The sequence below is a fragment of the Aeromonas sp. FDAARGOS 1405 genome (assembly GCF_019048265.1).
GTDB lineage: Bacteria > Pseudomonadota > Gammaproteobacteria > Enterobacterales > Aeromonadaceae > Aeromonas > Aeromonas veronii_A.
This window is the reverse complement of record NZ_CP077311.1, coordinates 2,247,088-2,263,446: the sequence shown is the minus strand read 5'-3', so window position 1 is coordinate 2,263,446 and position 16,359 is coordinate 2,247,088. Positions and strand designations below refer to the sequence as shown.

General features: G+C 50.4%; 13 protein-coding genes and 2 tRNA genes. 9 read left to right on the top strand and 6 right to left on the bottom strand.

Annotation, left to right across the window (positions count from 1 at the left end; all coding sequences use genetic code 11):
- Positions 1-117: 117 nt before the first annotated feature.
- The 5 genes from I6L35_RS10750 (at position 118) to I6L35_RS10730 (ending at position 8,603) form a co-directional block, all read left to right on the top strand.
- A complete protein-coding gene (locus I6L35_RS10750; protein ID WP_005348293.1) occupies positions 118-918 on the top strand; it encodes a putative RNA methyltransferase in 801 nt (266 codons plus the stop codon).
- A 1,042-nt stretch (positions 919-1,960) separates the two neighbouring features.
- Positions 1,961-3,034 carry a porin gene (locus I6L35_RS10745; protein WP_216980222.1) on the top strand — a complete coding sequence of 358 codons (1,074 nt, stop codon included), beginning with the start codon at positions 1,961-1,963 and terminating at the stop codon, positions 3,032-3,034.
- A 299-nt stretch (positions 3,035-3,333) separates the two neighbouring features.
- Positions 3,334-4,473 carry an efflux RND transporter periplasmic adaptor subunit gene (locus I6L35_RS10740; RefSeq protein ID WP_216980221.1) on the top strand — a complete coding sequence of 380 codons (1,140 nt, stop codon included), beginning with the start codon at positions 3,334-3,336 and terminating at the stop codon, positions 4,471-4,473.
- Between the two features lie 18 nt (positions 4,474-4,491).
- Positions 4,492-7,626, top strand: a complete 3,135-nt coding sequence (locus I6L35_RS10735) for an efflux RND transporter permease subunit (RefSeq protein WP_216980220.1) — start codon at positions 4,492-4,494, stop codon at positions 7,624-7,626.
- Between the two features lie 347 nt (positions 7,627-7,973).
- Positions 7,974-8,603 carry a murein L,D-transpeptidase catalytic domain family protein gene (locus I6L35_RS10730; RefSeq protein WP_216980219.1) on the top strand — a complete coding sequence of 210 codons (630 nt, stop codon included), beginning with the start codon at positions 7,974-7,976 and terminating at the stop codon, positions 8,601-8,603.
- Positions 8,604-8,676: 73 nt separating this feature from the next.
- On the opposite strand, the gene I6L35_RS10725 is transcribed toward I6L35_RS10730, so the two are convergent.
- Positions 8,677-9,108 (bottom strand): universal stress protein, encoded by a 432-nt coding sequence (locus I6L35_RS10725; RefSeq protein WP_216952973.1) that lies wholly within the window; start codon positions 9,106-9,108, stop codon positions 8,677-8,679.
- Between the two features lie 193 nt (positions 9,109-9,301).
- On the opposite strand from I6L35_RS10725, the gene I6L35_RS10720 reads away from it, so the two are divergent.
- Positions 9,302-10,051, top strand: coding sequence for an ABC transporter substrate-binding protein (locus I6L35_RS10720; protein ID WP_216961110.1), 750 nt, complete (start codon positions 9,302-9,304; stop codon positions 10,049-10,051).
- Between the two features lie 18 nt (positions 10,052-10,069).
- On the opposite strand, the gene I6L35_RS10715 is transcribed toward I6L35_RS10720, so the two are convergent.
- The gene (locus I6L35_RS10715; protein ID WP_216954310.1) at positions 10,070-10,522 is read right to left on the bottom strand and encodes an RNA methyltransferase; all 453 of its coding nucleotides are present in this window, start codon (positions 10,520-10,522) and stop codon (positions 10,070-10,072) included.
- 204 nt (positions 10,523-10,726) lie between these two features.
- Between I6L35_RS10715 and I6L35_RS10710 the strand changes: the two genes are divergently transcribed.
- Together I6L35_RS10710 and I6L35_RS10705 are read left to right on the top strand one after the other, a co-directional pair.
- Entirely contained in the window at positions 10,727-11,818 is a 1,092-nt protein-coding gene (locus tag I6L35_RS10710; protein ID WP_216961106.1) for a PfkB family carbohydrate kinase, read from the top strand.
- Complete coding sequence (locus I6L35_RS10705) at positions 11,812-12,720, top strand: pseudouridine-5'-phosphate glycosidase (RefSeq protein WP_216952970.1); 909 nt, start codon at positions 11,812-11,814, stop codon at positions 12,718-12,720. The genes I6L35_RS10710 and I6L35_RS10705 overlap by 7 nt, the downstream gene beginning before the upstream one ends.
- 87 nt (positions 12,721-12,807) lie before the next feature.
- On the opposite strand, the gene I6L35_RS10700 is transcribed toward I6L35_RS10705, so the two are convergent.
- From I6L35_RS10700 to I6L35_RS10685, 4 genes are all read right to left on the bottom strand, one after another.
- Positions 12,808-13,533, bottom strand: coding sequence for a carbonic anhydrase (locus I6L35_RS10700; RefSeq protein WP_216954309.1), 726 nt, complete (start codon positions 13,531-13,533; stop codon positions 12,808-12,810).
- 350 nt (positions 13,534-13,883) lie between these two features.
- Positions 13,884-15,158, bottom strand: a complete 1,275-nt coding sequence (locus I6L35_RS10695; protein ID WP_216980218.1) for an alpha/beta fold hydrolase — start codon at positions 15,156-15,158, stop codon at positions 13,884-13,886.
- A gap of 426 nt (positions 15,159-15,584) precedes the next feature.
- A tRNA-Asn gene (locus I6L35_RS10690) sits at positions 15,585-15,660 on the bottom strand.
- 4 nt (positions 15,661-15,664) lie between these two features.
- A tRNA-Phe gene (locus tag I6L35_RS10685) sits at positions 15,665-15,740 on the bottom strand.
- Between the two features lie 265 nt (positions 15,741-16,005).
- Here I6L35_RS10685 and rraB point away from each other — a divergent pair.
- Complete coding sequence (gene rraB / locus I6L35_RS10680) at positions 16,006-16,341, top strand: ribonuclease E inhibitor RraB (RefSeq protein WP_216954308.1); 336 nt, start codon at positions 16,006-16,008, stop codon at positions 16,339-16,341.
- Positions 16,342-16,359: the final 18 nt, after the last annotated feature.

Here is a 16,359-nt window from a genome sequence, read left to right as displayed (position 1 = left end):
CCGCAGGCCTGGCTGAGGCCTTGGGATAAAAAAGGCTGCTACGGCAGCCTTTTTCGATCCTCTCCCCTATAATCCCGAACGCCTTTCACTGTTCCGGCATTCGCCCAGAGAGTTACTATGCACCTTCAATGTCCCCGTTGCCGCAGCCCGCTCCATCTTCATGAAGCCTCCCAGGGGCGCTATTGCGACAACAAACATCACTTCGATCCGGCACCGGAAGGTTATCTGGATCTCATTCCCGGCAAGAAAAACCCCAAAGACAGCGACAGCCGCGCCCTGATGCGCGCCAAGCACCATTTCCTGGAAGCCGGACACCAACTGCCGCTGGTTGAAGCAATGGCCTCCCTGCTCTCTCCGCTGGCCCCGCAAGAGTTGATCCATCTCGGGTGCGGTGAAGGCTACTACTGCCGTGCTCTGGCAGAGCGCCTGCCCGGCTGGCAGTTTGCCGGGATTGATATCGCCAAAAACACCATCTTTGCTGCAAAAAAAGCGCAGCCGGACGGTCAATTTGTCATTGCCGATCCCGCCCGTGCGCCGCTGCAACCAGGCTCGGTTCAGGTGTTGCTGGTCAACGATCTCAAGGTCAAGACCGAACAACTGGTCAGCTGGCTGGCCCCCGGCGGCTATCTGCTCTATCTGCAGCCTGGCCCGCGTCATCAGTGGCAACTGCGGGTCAGCCTCAATCCGGTGAGTATGGAACACCCCCTCAGCTGGCCAACCCTCGACGGCCTCAATTTGATGGCTCAACAGCGCTGCCAGTTCAGCTTCACCATGGATCAGGCCATGCGCAGCTTTATTCTGGAGACCAGCCGTCTCGGCTGGCGGGCAACCGGTGAGCAGCGTCACGCTTTCGCTCAACAGGGTCCGGATGAACTGGAACAGGATCTGCTGCTGACCCTGTGGCAAAAAGCAAGTTGACTACCTGGCAAGACACTCAAAGGGGCTGGGTTTCCAGGATAGCGTCGTCATCAGTGCGGGTACACAGGGAGGTGTAACAAACTGAAGCGCGGTCACGCCCCCCTGGCGTTGGCTTATTTTGGCGCAATTCCTCACTGTTGCAGCAGATATAAACAAGGTATTGTTCATCAGATAACGTGCAATGTTTCCAGTATTACAGCCTGAATATGGCTGACCTTATACATGGAGCACCGATGGGACGAGGAGTGAGACTCACCGATTTTTAAACTGCCCTTTATCGGATAGAGCAAAACTGGTGAGTTGATATGCTGGCAGACGCCGACGCGTTATGGCTGTCAGGGTAAACTAGCCCATTCTTATATGGTTACGTGCAGGAAACACGGGATGGACCTGCTAGCTCCTTGACAGCAAGTACCTTAAGCAATCTGCGGAGTACTAGGTGGGTATACGTGCTGTATCCAAAACTGGGTATCGCAAGCCAGACTACCTACAGCATCAGCGCTGGGCATATCACATAGGCAACCACCATTCTCACCACTTCAACCGCCCTTTCAACCAGCTCAAGAGTGGCACGAGCAGGTCATGTTAGTGAACTCATCAGCACTCCGGATCTCCAATCTAACTATTTGTCAGCAAAAAACGGATGGAGAACCTGAGCATTATGGCGCAATACATGCTCATGCAAGATAGCAGACAACCAGGTTCACAAAGTGCTACAGGTTGTGTGCCGTCTGCTATCCAGAAAAGCGTTGGCACTATCAGCTGTGACACAGCTCACAACTTGCTTTATCGGCTTGGTTGATGAGGAATGTCGAAATACATAAAAATTAAAATGATAATAACACATTGAATTTAATTGCTTTTCACCTACTTCAAAAATGTCTTTTCTGATATTTCCAGCCCCCTTCCCCGCTCAATTAAACGGCGACAGATTCAGGCCCAGTCAAGGTTCAGGCGCCTACCGTGTGGTTATCGGACCCTTTCCGATTTCCATAGAGCCGATCACAGGTTCGGAAGTGTTTACATCAGAGGAAACATGGATATGAAAAAATCTGCACTGACTATGGCCATCACCAGCTTAGTACTGGCCAGCGGCGCTCAAGCAGCCACTGTTATTAATCAAAATGGTACTAAGCTGGATATTGGTGGCCGAGTAAACGGTGAATATTATGCCTCCGGTAACAAAGATCTCCGTGGTGATTCAAGCTATTTTCGCCTGCATGTTAACGGTGAAACGGCTATCAATAATGAGCTAAATGCTTTTGGTTTCGCTGAGTATAACTTGCCAACCTCTGGCTCTGACAACGATGAACTGCGTTATGCCTATGCAGGTATGAAGCATGATACTTTCGGAACGTTAGTCTATGGTCGTCAAGATGGTTTGTTCGATAAAGCAGTAAAGAACACCACTGATATCATGCCAGAATTTGGTGGTGATGGCCTTGGTAAAGTAAACGATCTATTTGGTACTGGACGTAGCAACGGTCTGCTTCAGTACATCTATACATACGATGGCCTCTCCTTGGGTGCTCAGTTTACCGGTGAAGGTAAAGCTCAAAATAATGACCGTTTTACCAATTCTGGTAATCATTTGATGGGGACTGGTAACGGTTTCGCCACATCAGCTACTTACAACTTTGATAATGGTCTCGGTTTGGGTGTTGCTTATAACCAAGCCAAGAAAACTAACGATCAAAGAAACTATTCATCGTTTGGTGGCGACCATGATGCCAAACTTGTTGGTGGCGCAATTAGCTATACCAATAGCGGTTTCTACATGGCAGTCAACTACTCTCATGGTGAATATCAGTCTATCGTAAACAATGGTTTTGCTGCAGAGAGCAATGGTTATGAAGCCGTAGCAAAATATCGTGCTGGCGACTTTGAACCCATCGCAGCTTACATTAGAGAAGATGTAAAAGACACCTCTAACAATATTAGCGGCCGCCTTAACGAATATGTTGACCTGTCCGTAAGATATTACTTCACCGAGAATTTCACTACCTTTGTAGATTATAAAATGAATCTGCTGGATGATGGTTCCATGAGTGGCTATAGCAAATATGGTCAGCCGACAGATGATATAGTAGCTATCTCCATGGAATATAACTTCTAATTACAGATAGCATTAAAATAAAAAATGCCGGTCATCCGGCATTTTTTTTTGCTTTTTCTTTTTGTCTTTAAAAACAATCATCAATTAATTGCTGACACAATTTGCTACAGATAAACACATTCATAACACATATCTTGGTTACACTTTAATAATTAATGAGCATACTTGATTTTGTAAATTAATACAGAATATATCTATCAAGTATTAAATATCGCCAAGGATGATTTCTGCTGTTCACCTACAGTCATAAGGTTATATCTTCTTGCCACCCATATTTTTATCAGCCAGGTAATAAATGCATGTATAGAAAACATACTCTATTGTTATCCTTTGTTATTTTTAGCTGCTCAGCACTACTCAGTGGATGCAATAGAAATACTAACACGCCATCTATAAGTACCTTACCTACTGAGGTTAGTTATATTAACTTAGTTAATGAAAACATCCCTGTCATTACAAGTTTAGTTGGTAGAGTTGAAGCAGAGCGTGTCTCTGAAGTAAGGCCAAGAGTTGATGGAATAATTTTAAAGCGTTTCTTTGAAGAAGGTGCTGATATAAAAAAAGGACAAATACTGTATCAGATTGATCCAACACCATATGAGGCAACAGTCAAAAAACTCAAAGCTGAATTAGCAAAAGAACAGGCTAATGAAGAGATGCTGAGACTGCAAGATGAACGATTTAAATATATTTTAAGCAAACATCTTATAAGTAAACAAGATTATGATAAGAATCACTCAGCTTGGCAACAGGCAAAAGCTGCCGTCATGGCTGCTAAAGCAGCACTAGATGAAGCTGAAATAAATCTTGGTTATACAAATGTACGAGCCCCTATCAGCGGAAAAATCGGTCGCTCGAATATCACTGAGGGCGCGCTGGTCACCGCCAACCAAACGGCAGCGCTTGCATCTATACAACAACTTGATCATGTCTATATTAACGTGAATCAGTCATCTACTGACCTCATCAATCTAGAAAACGCCGTAAGCAAAGGAAAAATCACTAACCTTAGCTCAACAGGAAATAATGTAAAAATATCACTAATGAATGATACCGATTACCCTCATCTTGGCAGTATAAAATTTTCTGACATTAGTGTTGACCAAGATACAGGTATGGTATTGGTTCGTGTAACAGTGCCGAATCCGGAACACAAATTACTACCGGGCATGTTTGTCAAAGCTTCAATAAAAGAGGGTTCATTAAAGGACAGCTTTTTAATACCCCAGAAAGCAATACAGAGGACTCCTCGCGGAGAAGCATTTGTAATGACACTAACCAAAGATAATCATGTTGCAATAAAAAATGTGTCGCTAGGTAAAATGACTGGTTCTAATTGGACTGTTACATCTGGTTTGTCAAGCATTGATAAAGTTATTGTTGAAGGGATTCAAAAAATCAATCCTGGTGATTTAGTAAAACCATACCTTTATAACTAAGGCCGGAGTATCTATCACATGGCTCGTTTTTTTATAGATCGCCCTATTTTTGCTTGGGTTTTAGCCATAATAATAATGCTCTCAGGCATATTATCCATTATCTTTATGCCTATAGAGCAATACCCTGATATCGCCCCCCCAGTAGTTCGAATTACTACAAGTTACCCCGGTGCGTCGGCTGAAACTGTAGAGAATACAGTAACTCAGAATATTGAGCGGAAAATGCTTGGTATCGATAATCTGATGTATATAAAGTCAACGAGTGATTCGAATGGTAATGGTGTCACTCAACTAACCTTTGAACCAGGAACCGATCCTGATATCGCTCAGGTGCAGGTACAAAATCAGTTAAAAACTGTTGAGGCTCATTTACCTGATGCAGTAAGACAACAGGGTGTCATGGTTAAAAAAACATCCGACTCTTTTCTAATGATTGCATCAATTACCTCCAGCAATCCAAAAGTCAGCCGGGCAGATCTTTCAGACTACTTATTAAATAATATTTATGAACCACTAGGCCGGGTCAACGGTGTTGGAGAGCTACAAGTATTCGGTAGCCAATATGCCATGCGTATCTGGCTTGATCCTAATAAATTGGCACAGCTTAACTTATCTGTTGCTGATATTAAAAAAGCTATTAAATCCCAAAATTCTCAAGTATCCTTTGGTCAGCTCGGTGGAGCACCAGCCACATCAGCTCAAGACTTCAGTGCAACGATTGTTGGTCGCGGTCGTTTGAATACCAGCGAGCAATTTGAGAACATTGTAGTTTTGGCAAAAACTGATGGTAAAAATGTAAAATTGAAAGATATTGCAAGAGTAGAATTAAATAGCGAATCTTTTGACACATCTTCATTATTAAACGGCCAAGCTACGGCAGCAGTAGGTATAAAACTGGCATCTGGTGCGAACGAGATGCTTACATCAAAGCTGGTACGTGAAAAACTGGATGAATTGTCTCAACAATTCCCAATGGATTATAAATTGGAGTATCCTAACGACACGACGCCATTTGTAAAGTTATCAATTGAAGAGGTTGTAGAAACACTATTTGAAGCTGTCATCCTTGTGTTTCTTATCATGTATCTGTTTTTGCAAAATTTTCGTGCAACCTTGATTCCAACCCTTACAGTTCCAGTAGTACTATTAGGTACATTCGGGATTATGTCGGTTATGGGGTTCAGTATTAACACCCTTAGCATGTTTGGATTAGTACTGGCTATCGGTTTGCTGGTCGATGATGCAATTGTCGTCGTAGAAAATGTCGAGCGTTTAATGACGGAGGAGTCACTTTCTCCTATTGAGGCGACTCGCAAATCCATGGATCAAATCACAGGTGCACTAGTTGGTATCTCACTAGTATTAAGCGCTGTCTTTATTCCTATGGCTTTCTTTGGTGGTTCAACTGGTGTTATATATCGTCAATTTTCACTTACTATCGTTGCAGCCATGGGGCTATCTGTAATTACATCTATGGTTTTTACGCCAGCCCTCTGTGCAACATTATTAAAAGCGACACATGACAGCTCGACAAGAAATAAATTTTTTGAGACTTTCAACATATATTTTGAGAGAATGACAATCAACTACGAAACTGGCCTGGTACAAATACTTAAAAGAGGAGGAACGTTTACTCTCATCTATGTTTTACTGCTATGCGTAATGCTTGGTTTATTTAAGGTATTACCATCATCGTTCTTGCCTACGGAAGACCAGGGTTCATTTTTTGTATCTATTCAGCTTCCTGATGGAGCCAATCTAAAACAGACTCAGGCTACCTTGGAAAAAGTAAACAATTATTTTTCCAGCGAAGAAAAAAATAATGTGCAGATGATGCTAGCTGTACATGGATTTAACTTCTCTGGTCGCGGGCAAAATATGGGAATGGCATTTGTAAAACTACAACCATGGGACCTTCGTAAAAATGAAGACGATCAGGTTGATAGCATAATAAAACGAGCCAACAAATATTTCTCCTCAATAAAGGAAGCCAATGTAATGGCTTTCAATCAACCAGCTATTCGTGGCTTGGGAACATCTTCTGGTTTTGACTTCTTTTTGCAAGATCGTTCAAATCTGGGGCACAATGAACTAATGAATCTAGAAAAAACATTTCTGGAGAATGCCAACAAGGATCCTCGACTAGCAAATGTAAGAGCTAATGGGATGAAAGATAGCCCTCAGTTTATTATCGATATTGATTATGAAAAAGCAATCGCACAAGGTGTCAGTATTGATGATATTAATGAAACTCTATCAACAGGTTGGGGTAGTAGTTATATCGATGATTTCATTGACCGTGGCCGCCAAAAACAAGTAATCATGCAAGCGGAGCCAAATTATCGAATGACTCCCGATGATCTTAACCTATGGTATATTCGTAACAGTAAAGGAGATATGGTGCCTTTCTCTTCCTTTGCGTCCACCCGTTGGAAGGTGGCATCGCCGAGGTTAGAACGTTATGATGGTTACTCTGCAGTCGAAATCGTTGGTGAGGCAGCCCCTGGCTATAGTACCGGTGACGCCATGAAGGCCGTTGAAGAAATAGCCGAAAAATTGCCCAATGGTATTACCGTCTCTTGGACAGGATTATCACTGGAAGAGCAAAAGTCGGGATCACAAGCACCGTATCTTTATGCTATTTCCATACTCTTTGTTTTTCTGTGCCTTGCAGCACTTTATGAAAGTTGGACAATTCCTACTTCTGTTATATTAGTAGTACCATTAGGCGTAATTGGAGCATTAGTTGCAACATATGTGCGCGGGCTTGAAAATGATGTCTATTTTCAAGTTGGTCTATTAACGACAATTGGCCTGTCAGCTAAGAACGCAATCTTAATAGTTGAGTTTGCAAAAGACCTTTATGCACAAGGTGCTAATTTACAATCAGCAGTTATTGAAGCTGCTCGACAGCGTCTACGGCCAATTCTCATGACATCTTTGGCTTTCTTGCTGGGTGTTTTGCCATTAGCAATCAGTTCAGGTGCTGGAGCCAACAGTCGCCATGCTATTGGTACAGGTGTCATCGGTGGCATGATCACAGCAACTATTCTGGCTATTTTTTTCGTGCCTCTGTTCTTTGATATAGTAATGAAAAAGTTTCCACCAAAAATGTCGGAACAACTATCGGTCATACCAGAAAGTGGGAACTAGAAGAATATCGATGCTGGTTACGCCGAGTACGTATCTACCGCTGTATGATTCGGCTTAAGTTCGGATTGAAAACTGAACCAGCTCGATTCAGTTGGTGGCTATGCCACCAACTATCTGAGCAATAACAGCGATAACACTGTTGCTGCTGTTGCTCTGCACTACAGCTTCCAAGTGATTGGAAGTCAGTTATACCCTGTAATATCTATGTCTACTATTTTATTTTCTTCCGGCCGCTCTGCGGCCGTTTTTTTATTGCGCGTTTTCATGGTCTTGCATATAACTATCGAGCGGATAGCTGTAATTTCAGCCCGTTTGACAGGCAAGGATGCGCAAAGAGGGGATCAGGGATGACAGAGTTACTCGGAAAACGGTGGAGGCCACTATGGCCAGTGTTACTGTTGCTGGTGAGCATTGGCTGGAGCGGGAATAGCGCCGCCAGTAGTGAGCGCAACCTCTATCAGCAGCTTGGGCTGGCCGGCAAACTCGACAGACAAACCTTTCAAAAAGCCCTTGTCAGCTATCAAAGCGTACGCAGCAAGCAAAAATCCATCCTGACCATCATTGATTACAGCAAGCCTTCGACTCAGCGCAGGCTGTTCGTCATCGACATGAAACGTCACAAACTGCTTTATCACACCTGGGTAAGCCATGGCCGCAACTCAGGTGAACTAGCCGCAGAGCGCTTTTCCAACCAGCTCAACTCCCGACAAAGCTCCCTCGGCGTCTATCGTACCGCAGAAACCTACTTGGGCAAGCATGGCTACTCCCTGCGGCTGGATGGGCTCAGCCCCGGCAAAAACTGCAATGCCCGCAAACGTGCCATCGTGGTGCATGGCGCCGCCTATGCCAGCCCAAACCATCTGCGCAAATATGACAAACTGGGCCGCAGCTGGGGCTGTCCCGCCCTGCCAAAGGAACAAGCCAGGGCCATCATAGATACCATAAAAGGGGGCAGTGTCATCTACGCCCACGGCTAGCAACGACACCATAAAACACAAGGCCAGCAATCGCTGGCCTTGTTTGTCACGCTCTCATACTAAACGGGACGAGTTATTGGCGCACCACCAGGACCGGGCACGGAGCATGACGCACCACGGATTCGGCAACGCTGCCTACCAGCAGATGGCTGATGCCGGAGCGGCCGTGACTCCCCATAACGATCAGTTCAACCTCGTCTTCCTTGGCCTGGATAATGATTTCATCCGCTGCCCTACCAAAGCGAATATCAAACGTTGCCGGAATAGGCAGGGTGGCAATCAGCTCTTTGAGTTGGGCTCTGGCCTGACGCTCCATTTCGTGAGTGATCTCAACGGCTGTCATATGAAGAATTTTGTAACTGTCAAAGCCGTGCAGTTGGTCTACGACATGGATCAGCTTGAGCTGGGCCTCATGGCTCTGCGCCATGAATACGGCATAGTCGAGTACCGCCCGGGACATTTGGGAAAAATCGACAGGACAAAGCAGAGTTTTGATCGATGGCATAATGCAGTCTCCTCTACTGATTGGGGTACTATTGAATCTTGAGTTCATCATAACCATCAGATTGAAAATAACTCTCGACCCTGTCGCAAAATGAACATCAGGGATTTTTTCTGTACGCCGTCGCCATCAATGCCATGGTATAAAGTAGGGTATCAGTGTTTTTTCCTCTGCCCCAGCGAGGCCAGCTCTGACCATGCTACGCATCTGTCTGTTGCTCTGTTGTCTGTTCACTGCGGCGAATTGCCGGGCAGAGTCTATTGACGTTTATTGCGATGATTGGCCCGGTTTTTGTCAAAAGGATGGCAAAGGCCTCTATCTGGATCTGGTGCGAGCCATCTACCAGCCTCACGGCTATCAGGTAACCCCCCATATTGTGCCCTATAAGCGCGCTCTCGCTGTCATTGCAAAAAAAGGGGGAGATATCGCCATGGGGGTATATCGCGATGAAGTATCCGGCGTCCAGCAATCTCGCTATCCGGCATCAGCGGATGACCTGACCGTGTTCATGCTCAAGAAATGGCAACCCCAGTGGCAAGGGGAGAAAAGTCTGGAAGGGCAAACCGTGATATGGCGGCGGGGCTGGGCATTCGACAAGTACATTGCGGTCACCATGCAGTGGCATGAAATTGACAGCGATGAGCTGGCCCTGCAACTGCTTGGTAAAGAGCGATATCGCTTTTACCTCACTGCCGGCGTGCTCTATGTGGATGAGGCTATCCCTCCCGAGCTGCATCGCGTCTTCCTGCGCTGGATCCCGACCTATCCCATTTTTGCCGATACCCAGCAAGGCAACCGGATGTTACAGCTCTGGGATAAGGGAATGGTTGAGTTGATCCGCAGCGGGGGTCTGGCAGAGATCTATAAGCACTATCAACTCTATGACTACTATCAGGGTTTTATCGAAGAACTGGAACAGAAAGTGGCTGCCAGTCCTGCAGACTGAATGATAACGTTGCGCTAATTACTCTCCCCTCATTCCCTTGGCCAAGCGGTCGTAGAGGATCACATTGACCGAGGCCGCCAGATTCATACAGCCACTGGTCGGCACATAAACCACATCTTTCACCGCGCCATAGAGGGCAGGATCGAGCGTACCATCCTCCGGCCCGAAGATATAAAAAGCGCGTTCCGGATGGACATAGTCGGGGAGCGGTGTAGCGCCGTCGATCAGATCGACCACCACGGGCACGCATCCCTGCGGGATAAACGCCATCAGATCATCCACCCCGAGCAGCGGGATCTTCTCCACCATCTGCTTGGTATCAGTGGCAAAGCGGCGCGCCAGCTCGAAGCGGTTGCCGGTGTAGTAGACCTCGTCCACCCCGTAACAACCCGCAGCCCGCATCACGGAACCGACATTTTCCGGGGACTTGGGATTGACCAACCCCACGCAGCAGAATGCACTCTTTTCCATCATCTCTCCTCATCTTGCGACGGCCATTATAAGCCGTTGCAGGGCCACCGACCCGTTAAAAGTCCCCTCCCCGGCTAAACCGCTTGCCAACCCAGCTTTGAATGTCGATTTTTTGTGCGCAAGCCGACAAATTTTGTACAAGCCGATAGCCAGCAAACGTTTCCCAGCAATAATGGACAAACGTTTGTAAATGGATGTTTGTCTATGACTGAGCGTGAACAAGAGATCCTAGCCCTGCTGCGTCAGGATCCCATGATTGCCCAGCAGGATCTGGCCGATCGCCTCGGCATCAGCCGCTCCGCGCTGGCCAGCCACATCTCCAGCCTGATCCGGCAGGGATATGTGCAAGGCAGAGGTTATGTACTGCGAGAAGGCCCCTACGTAGTGGTGATCGGCGGTGCCAATATGGATATTTGTGGCACCAGCCATGACAACCTGCTGCTCGGCGACTCCAACCCGGGCAAGGTGCGCACCTCGGCAGGTGGTGTTGGCCGCAATATCGCCGAGAATCTGGCGCGGCTCGGCAGCGACACCCGGCTGCTTACAGCGGTCGGCAACGACCAGTATGGTCATCATCTGCTGGAGGTAAGCCAGCGGGCCGGCGTCGATGTGCGCCAGACCCTGGTGCTCGATGGCCACACTACCTCTTGCTACCTCAGCCTGCATGATGGCAGCGGCGAAATGAGCTGCGCCATCAACGACATGGCCATCATAGAGCAGCTCACCCCTGCCCGCCTGACCCCGCTCGGTGGCTTTCTCGGCGGTGCCCGGCTTTGGGTGCTCGACACCAATCTGGCCATCCACACCCTCGACTGGCTGTTCGAGCGGCAGGGAGAGCACGCCATCTTTGTCGATACCGTTTCGGTGGCCAAAGTGGAGAAGATCCGCCCCTGGCTCGGCAAGATCCACACCCTCAAACCCAATCGCAGCGAAGCCGAGCAGCTGTGCGGCATGACCATCGCCGGGCCCGAAACCTGGCCCATGGTTGCCGCCTGGTTCCACCGCGCCGGGGTCAAACGACTGTTCCTCAGTCTGGGTGAACAGGGGATCTTTTACAGCGATGGCGAGCAACAAGGCCACCTGCCGGTGCTGGGCAGTCCGGTGCTCAACGTCACCGGCGGCGGGGATGCCTTTATGGCTGGCCTCGCCCACGCCTGGCTGCAAGAGCTCGACATTGCCCAAACCACCCGCTTTGCCTTGGGCTGCGCCGCCCTCACCGTCAATTGTTCCGATACCGTTTTTTCCGGTCTGAGCAAGACCGCCGTTGACCGCATACTGGAGGAGTACTCATGCTGAACGCTTACCTCGATATCCAACCGGAAGTGGCTGCCGCGCTAGCTGCTGGCAAACCGGTGGTTGCCCTCGAATCCACCATCATCTCCCACGGCATGCCCTATCCGCAGAACGTGGAGACGGCCCGTCAGGTGGAGCAGGTGGTGCGCGATAACGGATCCATTCCAGCCACCATCGCCATCCTCGATGGCCGCCTCAAGGTGGGACTGGATGCCGGTGCGCTGGAGGCCCTCGGTCGGGCTGGCCATGCGGTTACCAAGTGCAGCCGCCGCGACATTCCGTTCGTGCTGGCACGCAAGGGGATGGGGGCCACCACGGTCGCCTCCACCATGATCATCGCCGCCATGGCGGGGATCCGGGTCTTTGCCACCGGCGGGATCGGCGGGGTACATCGCGGTGCGCAGGAGACCTTCGATATCTCAGCCGACCTGCAGGAGCTGGCACAAACGCCGGTGGCCGTAGTCTGCGCCGGAGCCAAGTCGATACTCGATATCGGGCTGACCCTGGAGTATCTGGAGACCCAGGGCGTACCGGTGATCGGCTATCAAACCGAGGAGCTGCCAGCCTTCTACACCCGCGAGAGCGGCTTCAAGGTCGATTATCGCCTCGATACCCCGGCGGCCATCGCCGAGGCGCTGCGCCTCAAGTGGGAGCTGGGACTGGCGGGCGGCGCCGTGGTGGCCAACCCCATCCCGACCGCACACGCCATGCCGAAAGCTGATATCGACGCAGCCATTGCCCAAGCGCTGCGTGAAGCGGATGAGCAGGGGATCAAGGGCAAGGCGTCAACCCCCTTCCTGCTGGCCCGCGTCTGCGAGCTGACCGGCGGCAACTCACTGGCGGCCAACATTCAGCTGGTACTGAACAACGCGGCGCTTGGCGCCCGCATCGCCGCCGCGCTTTAATTGCACACCGATACCTCGCCATGTAAAAGAGGGCCTCGCGGCCCTCTTTGTTGTTTTTGCTATCTGCAGCGCTATTGCAACGCTGTGTTATTGCAGTACCACGCGCCCATTGAGGGGCTGCACCGGTCGGTTGTTGGGGTGGTGCATCACCGCCTTGAAGGCGTCGATCTGGGCCTGACTGACCTCAACCGGCTGCTTCATCACCAGCCAGCGCACCCCTTCCGAGCAGGGAGGCGTTGTAAGGGAACCGCTGAAGCGATAGTAGTCATGGCTTTCCGGCAGCAGTTGCTCAGCAGAGAGCGGCGCCTTGAGGGCCTGGATCTCCCCCACCTTGGCAGGTAATGCACTCCAAGCTGCCGCCAGCGCAGGATTGGCCTTGCCAGCCTCGAACATCACCGCCACCACGGCGATCTCTTCCTTGTCACTGACGTGCACCAGATGCCCTTCCAGCGGATAGGATTTGCCCTCGATGAGGTTTTCACTCGGGGCGTGGAAGTGGAACTGCTTGAGCTCAAACCTGGTGCCATCGAGTTGCAAAATGCTGCCCGGGGCATAACCGACCTGCACGGTATGACCATTGTTGACCACTGTGTTGCCACCCGCCTGATAGTGGAGTACCAGCGGGGCCAGTTTGGCCTCGACCAATCCGTTCAGGTCAACCGGCGACTGATTGCTACCCGCACACTGGCCAAACTCAGGGGTCAGCTTGGCCCAGTGGGTAGGCCCCGCCTCACCGCTATATTCCCAATGGGGGGTGGCAGCAAACACGACAGGGCACAGCAACAGGGAGCAGGCCAACAGAGACTTTCTCATCATACATCCTTATCTTGATTGAAAAGCACGACCATCCCCTACCCCGGATTGCGGGGCATGCAGAGATGGCATATCTGATACGCGGGATACAGAGCGGTAGAGCGACTTTCTAATGGTAACGAGCACGAGTTGGTCAATCGGTTTGACCGCGGCTCAATACAGAGTCGTTTGGCAAGTATATGGTGAGGGATCGGCAGAAACAGTGAAAGAGGGGGAAATTAATCAGCCGGCTATCCACTCATCGTCTGGCAGGCGCGGGGCAAGGTTCAGGGCGTCACGCTTTCATAACAACCATCCATAACAATCATCGCGGGAGTCCGGACTCCCGCGATGATTGCCGATAACGACAATTAACGGTCGCGATTCAACGCGATCAGACGATCAAGAATCTCTTCACCATCGGCGCGCAAACCGTTGTGCTCATATTCATTGGTGATCCAGGCACGACTGTTGCCAAGGCCACGCAGAGTTTCGCGACTGTAGTCAAACTCCACATACATATCCTCGGGATAGACGGCGCAGGCTACCGGCACCTTGTTGCGGGCAAGCTGTGCCGAGTCATAGAGCGCCCCCCAGTCAGCCTTGTTGGCCAACTGATGGGCAGCCTCTTTCAGGGGCAGCAACTCGCGGAACTGCTCGAACATCCAGGGGTAAACCATCTCGCCGGTGAAGGCGAAATCCTTGCCGGGTGCCCAGTTCACCGCCGGGAATTCCCCCCTGACCCGGGCGGCGGCCCAGCGAGTCGCCTCCCCTTCGGCATAGATAGCTTCGTGCAAGATGGCAAACAGCGGGTTGGTATTGAATGGCTGCATGCTCTGCACCTGATAGAGAAAGGCCGGGCTCAGCTTGTCACCGATAAAGGCCTCCTCCAGCAGGTAATAAAGCTCCTCAAAGGCACCCGTAGCGCCGAGATCCAGCCCTTGCTGCTGGAACTGCTCCACCGTCAGGCGCTGGCCGTTGGGCAGTCGCACATCGTGCTGGTGCAGATGGTTGGCCAGCCGGTTGGCAATCCCCTGAGCGTGGGGGAAGCGGGCGAAGAAGGCGCGGTTCTTGTCGGCCACCCGCTGGTAGGTGGCGCGGTAAACCTCCTCGGCACTGCGGCCGATCGGCGCGATACCGCCGGTGATATAGACCTCCCGCAGACTGTCAGGGAAAAACGAGAGATAGGTCAGGCAGCAAAAGCCGCCAAAGCTTTGCCCCAGCAGGCTCCAGCGATGCTTGGGGCTGAGCTCCTGCCGGATGAACTCGGCATCTTGCACTATGCTGTCGGCGCGAAAATGGCTGAGATACTCCGCCTGCTCGGTCGGTGTCATTTTGGCCAGAATATGCCCATGGATGGGGCTCGACATCCCGGTGCCACGCTGATCCAGCAGCAGCACTCTGAACTCCTGCAACGCCCGCTTGAGCCAACCACTGTTAGCCGTCGGGCGCGGCGCCCCGAATCCCGGCCCACCTTGCAAAAACAGCAGCCAGGGCAACTTCTCATCGAGTTTGTCTTTACGGCAGAGGGTGCGGGCAAACAGGGTAATGCTGTCACCATCCGGCTCCTCATGATCGAGGGGAACGGTAAAAAAGTGCGGCTCGCAATGAATGCCGTCCAGTACATAGCTCAAGGGGCTGTTCATCTGGGATCTCTCCGTCAGGATGGGAACATCATTGACCCCATCATATCCTCGCCCAGCCACAGGGTCACTCCGGTTTTCCAAAATGTTAACAATGGCTTAAAGGTCGAAACATCACCAGACAAGCAGCTCTTCAACGGTGCTGAATTAATTGTTTTGCGGGGGAGATTGACGCCATGGCGCCATTCAACAAAGATGGCTCGCCTGCACAGGAGTGCAGCCATTCAGGCCGACAAAATAGATAAGGGAATGTGATGAAACCGAAGTGGATCAGGGCCAGAAAAAGAGAGAAGAAGCCATGCCCTGGCAGCATGCTGCAGACCGGAATGCTGCTGTTCAGTGCCACCTGTAGCGCGACGCTCTTTTTGGCAGCATGCAACAGCAACTAGAAATGAAAAAGCCCGCTCAATTGAGCGGGCTTTTCGAATTTGGCTCCTCCTACTGGACTTGAACCAGTGACATACGGATTAACAGTCCGCCGTTCTACCGACTGAACTAAGGAGGAATTGTGGTGCCCAGAGACGGAATCGAACCGCCGACACGGGGATTTTCAATCCCCTGCTCTACCGACTGAGCTATCTGGGCAACGGCGCGCATTAAACCCTTTCCAGCGCAGAGTGTCAACCATGATGGCACGATAAAAAGCACGTTCGCTCAACAACTGAACGCAATGAACGGTTATTAGCCGTTTCGGAGCAGAAATCTGCCTAACCGTGACCCGTCTCATATATGAATGATCACCAAACCGCGGGAAATCACGGCCTCTATAGCTTTGCCACATTGAGCCGAATCCACTCTGCGAGTATGCTTTGCCGCAATGATACCGCCTGGAGGCAACATGAGTCTGAATATGCAAGAGTGGCGTGAAGAGACCACCGAGATCGTCAACGAACTGCTGGCCGATGGCAGCAATCCCGATGCGGATTACGACATCGAGCACCACTTCGCCTGCCAGGATTTCGACCGTCTGGAAAAAGCAGCGGTTGACCTGTTCAAGGCCGGTTTTGAAGTGACCGATGCCGAAGAGATGGAACTGGATGACGGCGCCACCATCTTCTGCTTCGATGCCACCATCGAGTGCAAGCTGGATGTCGAAGCCATCGTTGCCGATATCGAAAAGATGCTGCCCATCCTGGAAAAATATGGGGTGGACTACGATGGCTGGGGCACCTACTTTCAGGATTGATCCCTGCCACAAACAGAG

Coding starts and splice junctions, on each gene's coding strand:
- I6L35_RS10735 (WP_216980220.1), top strand. CDS start 4,492: ATGGCTCGTTTTTTTATAGATCGCCCTATTTTTGCTTGGGTTTTAGCC.
- I6L35_RS10700 (WP_216954309.1), bottom strand. CDS start 13,533: ATGAGAAAGTCTCTGTTGGCCTGCTCCCTGTTGCTGTGCCCTGTCGTG.
- I6L35_RS10725 (WP_216952973.1), bottom strand. CDS start 9,108: ATGCCATCGATCAAAACTCTGCTTTGTCCTGTCGATTTTTCCCAAATG.
- I6L35_RS10695 (WP_216980218.1), bottom strand. CDS start 15,158: ATGAACAGCCCCTTGAGCTATGTACTGGACGGCATTCATTGCGAGCCG.
- I6L35_RS10730 (WP_216980219.1), top strand. CDS start 7,974: ATGACAGAGTTACTCGGAAAACGGTGGAGGCCACTATGGCCAGTGTTA.
- I6L35_RS10745 (WP_216980222.1), top strand. CDS start 1,961: ATGAAAAAATCTGCACTGACTATGGCCATCACCAGCTTAGTACTGGCC.
- I6L35_RS10715 (WP_216954310.1), bottom strand. CDS start 10,522: ATGGAAAAGAGTGCATTCTGCTGCGTGGGGTTGGTCAATCCCAAGTCC.
- I6L35_RS10720 (WP_216961110.1), top strand. CDS start 9,302: ATGCTACGCATCTGTCTGTTGCTCTGTTGTCTGTTCACTGCGGCGAAT.
- I6L35_RS10750 (WP_005348293.1), top strand. CDS start 118: ATGCACCTTCAATGTCCCCGTTGCCGCAGCCCGCTCCATCTTCATGAA.
- rraB (WP_216954308.1), top strand. CDS start 16,006: ATGCAAGAGTGGCGTGAAGAGACCACCGAGATCGTCAACGAACTGCTG.
- I6L35_RS10740 (WP_216980221.1), top strand. CDS start 3,334: ATGTATAGAAAACATACTCTATTGTTATCCTTTGTTATTTTTAGCTGC.
- I6L35_RS10710 (WP_216961106.1), top strand. CDS start 10,727: ATGACTGAGCGTGAACAAGAGATCCTAGCCCTGCTGCGTCAGGATCCC.
- I6L35_RS10705 (WP_216952970.1), top strand. CDS start 11,812: ATGCTGAACGCTTACCTCGATATCCAACCGGAAGTGGCTGCCGCGCTA.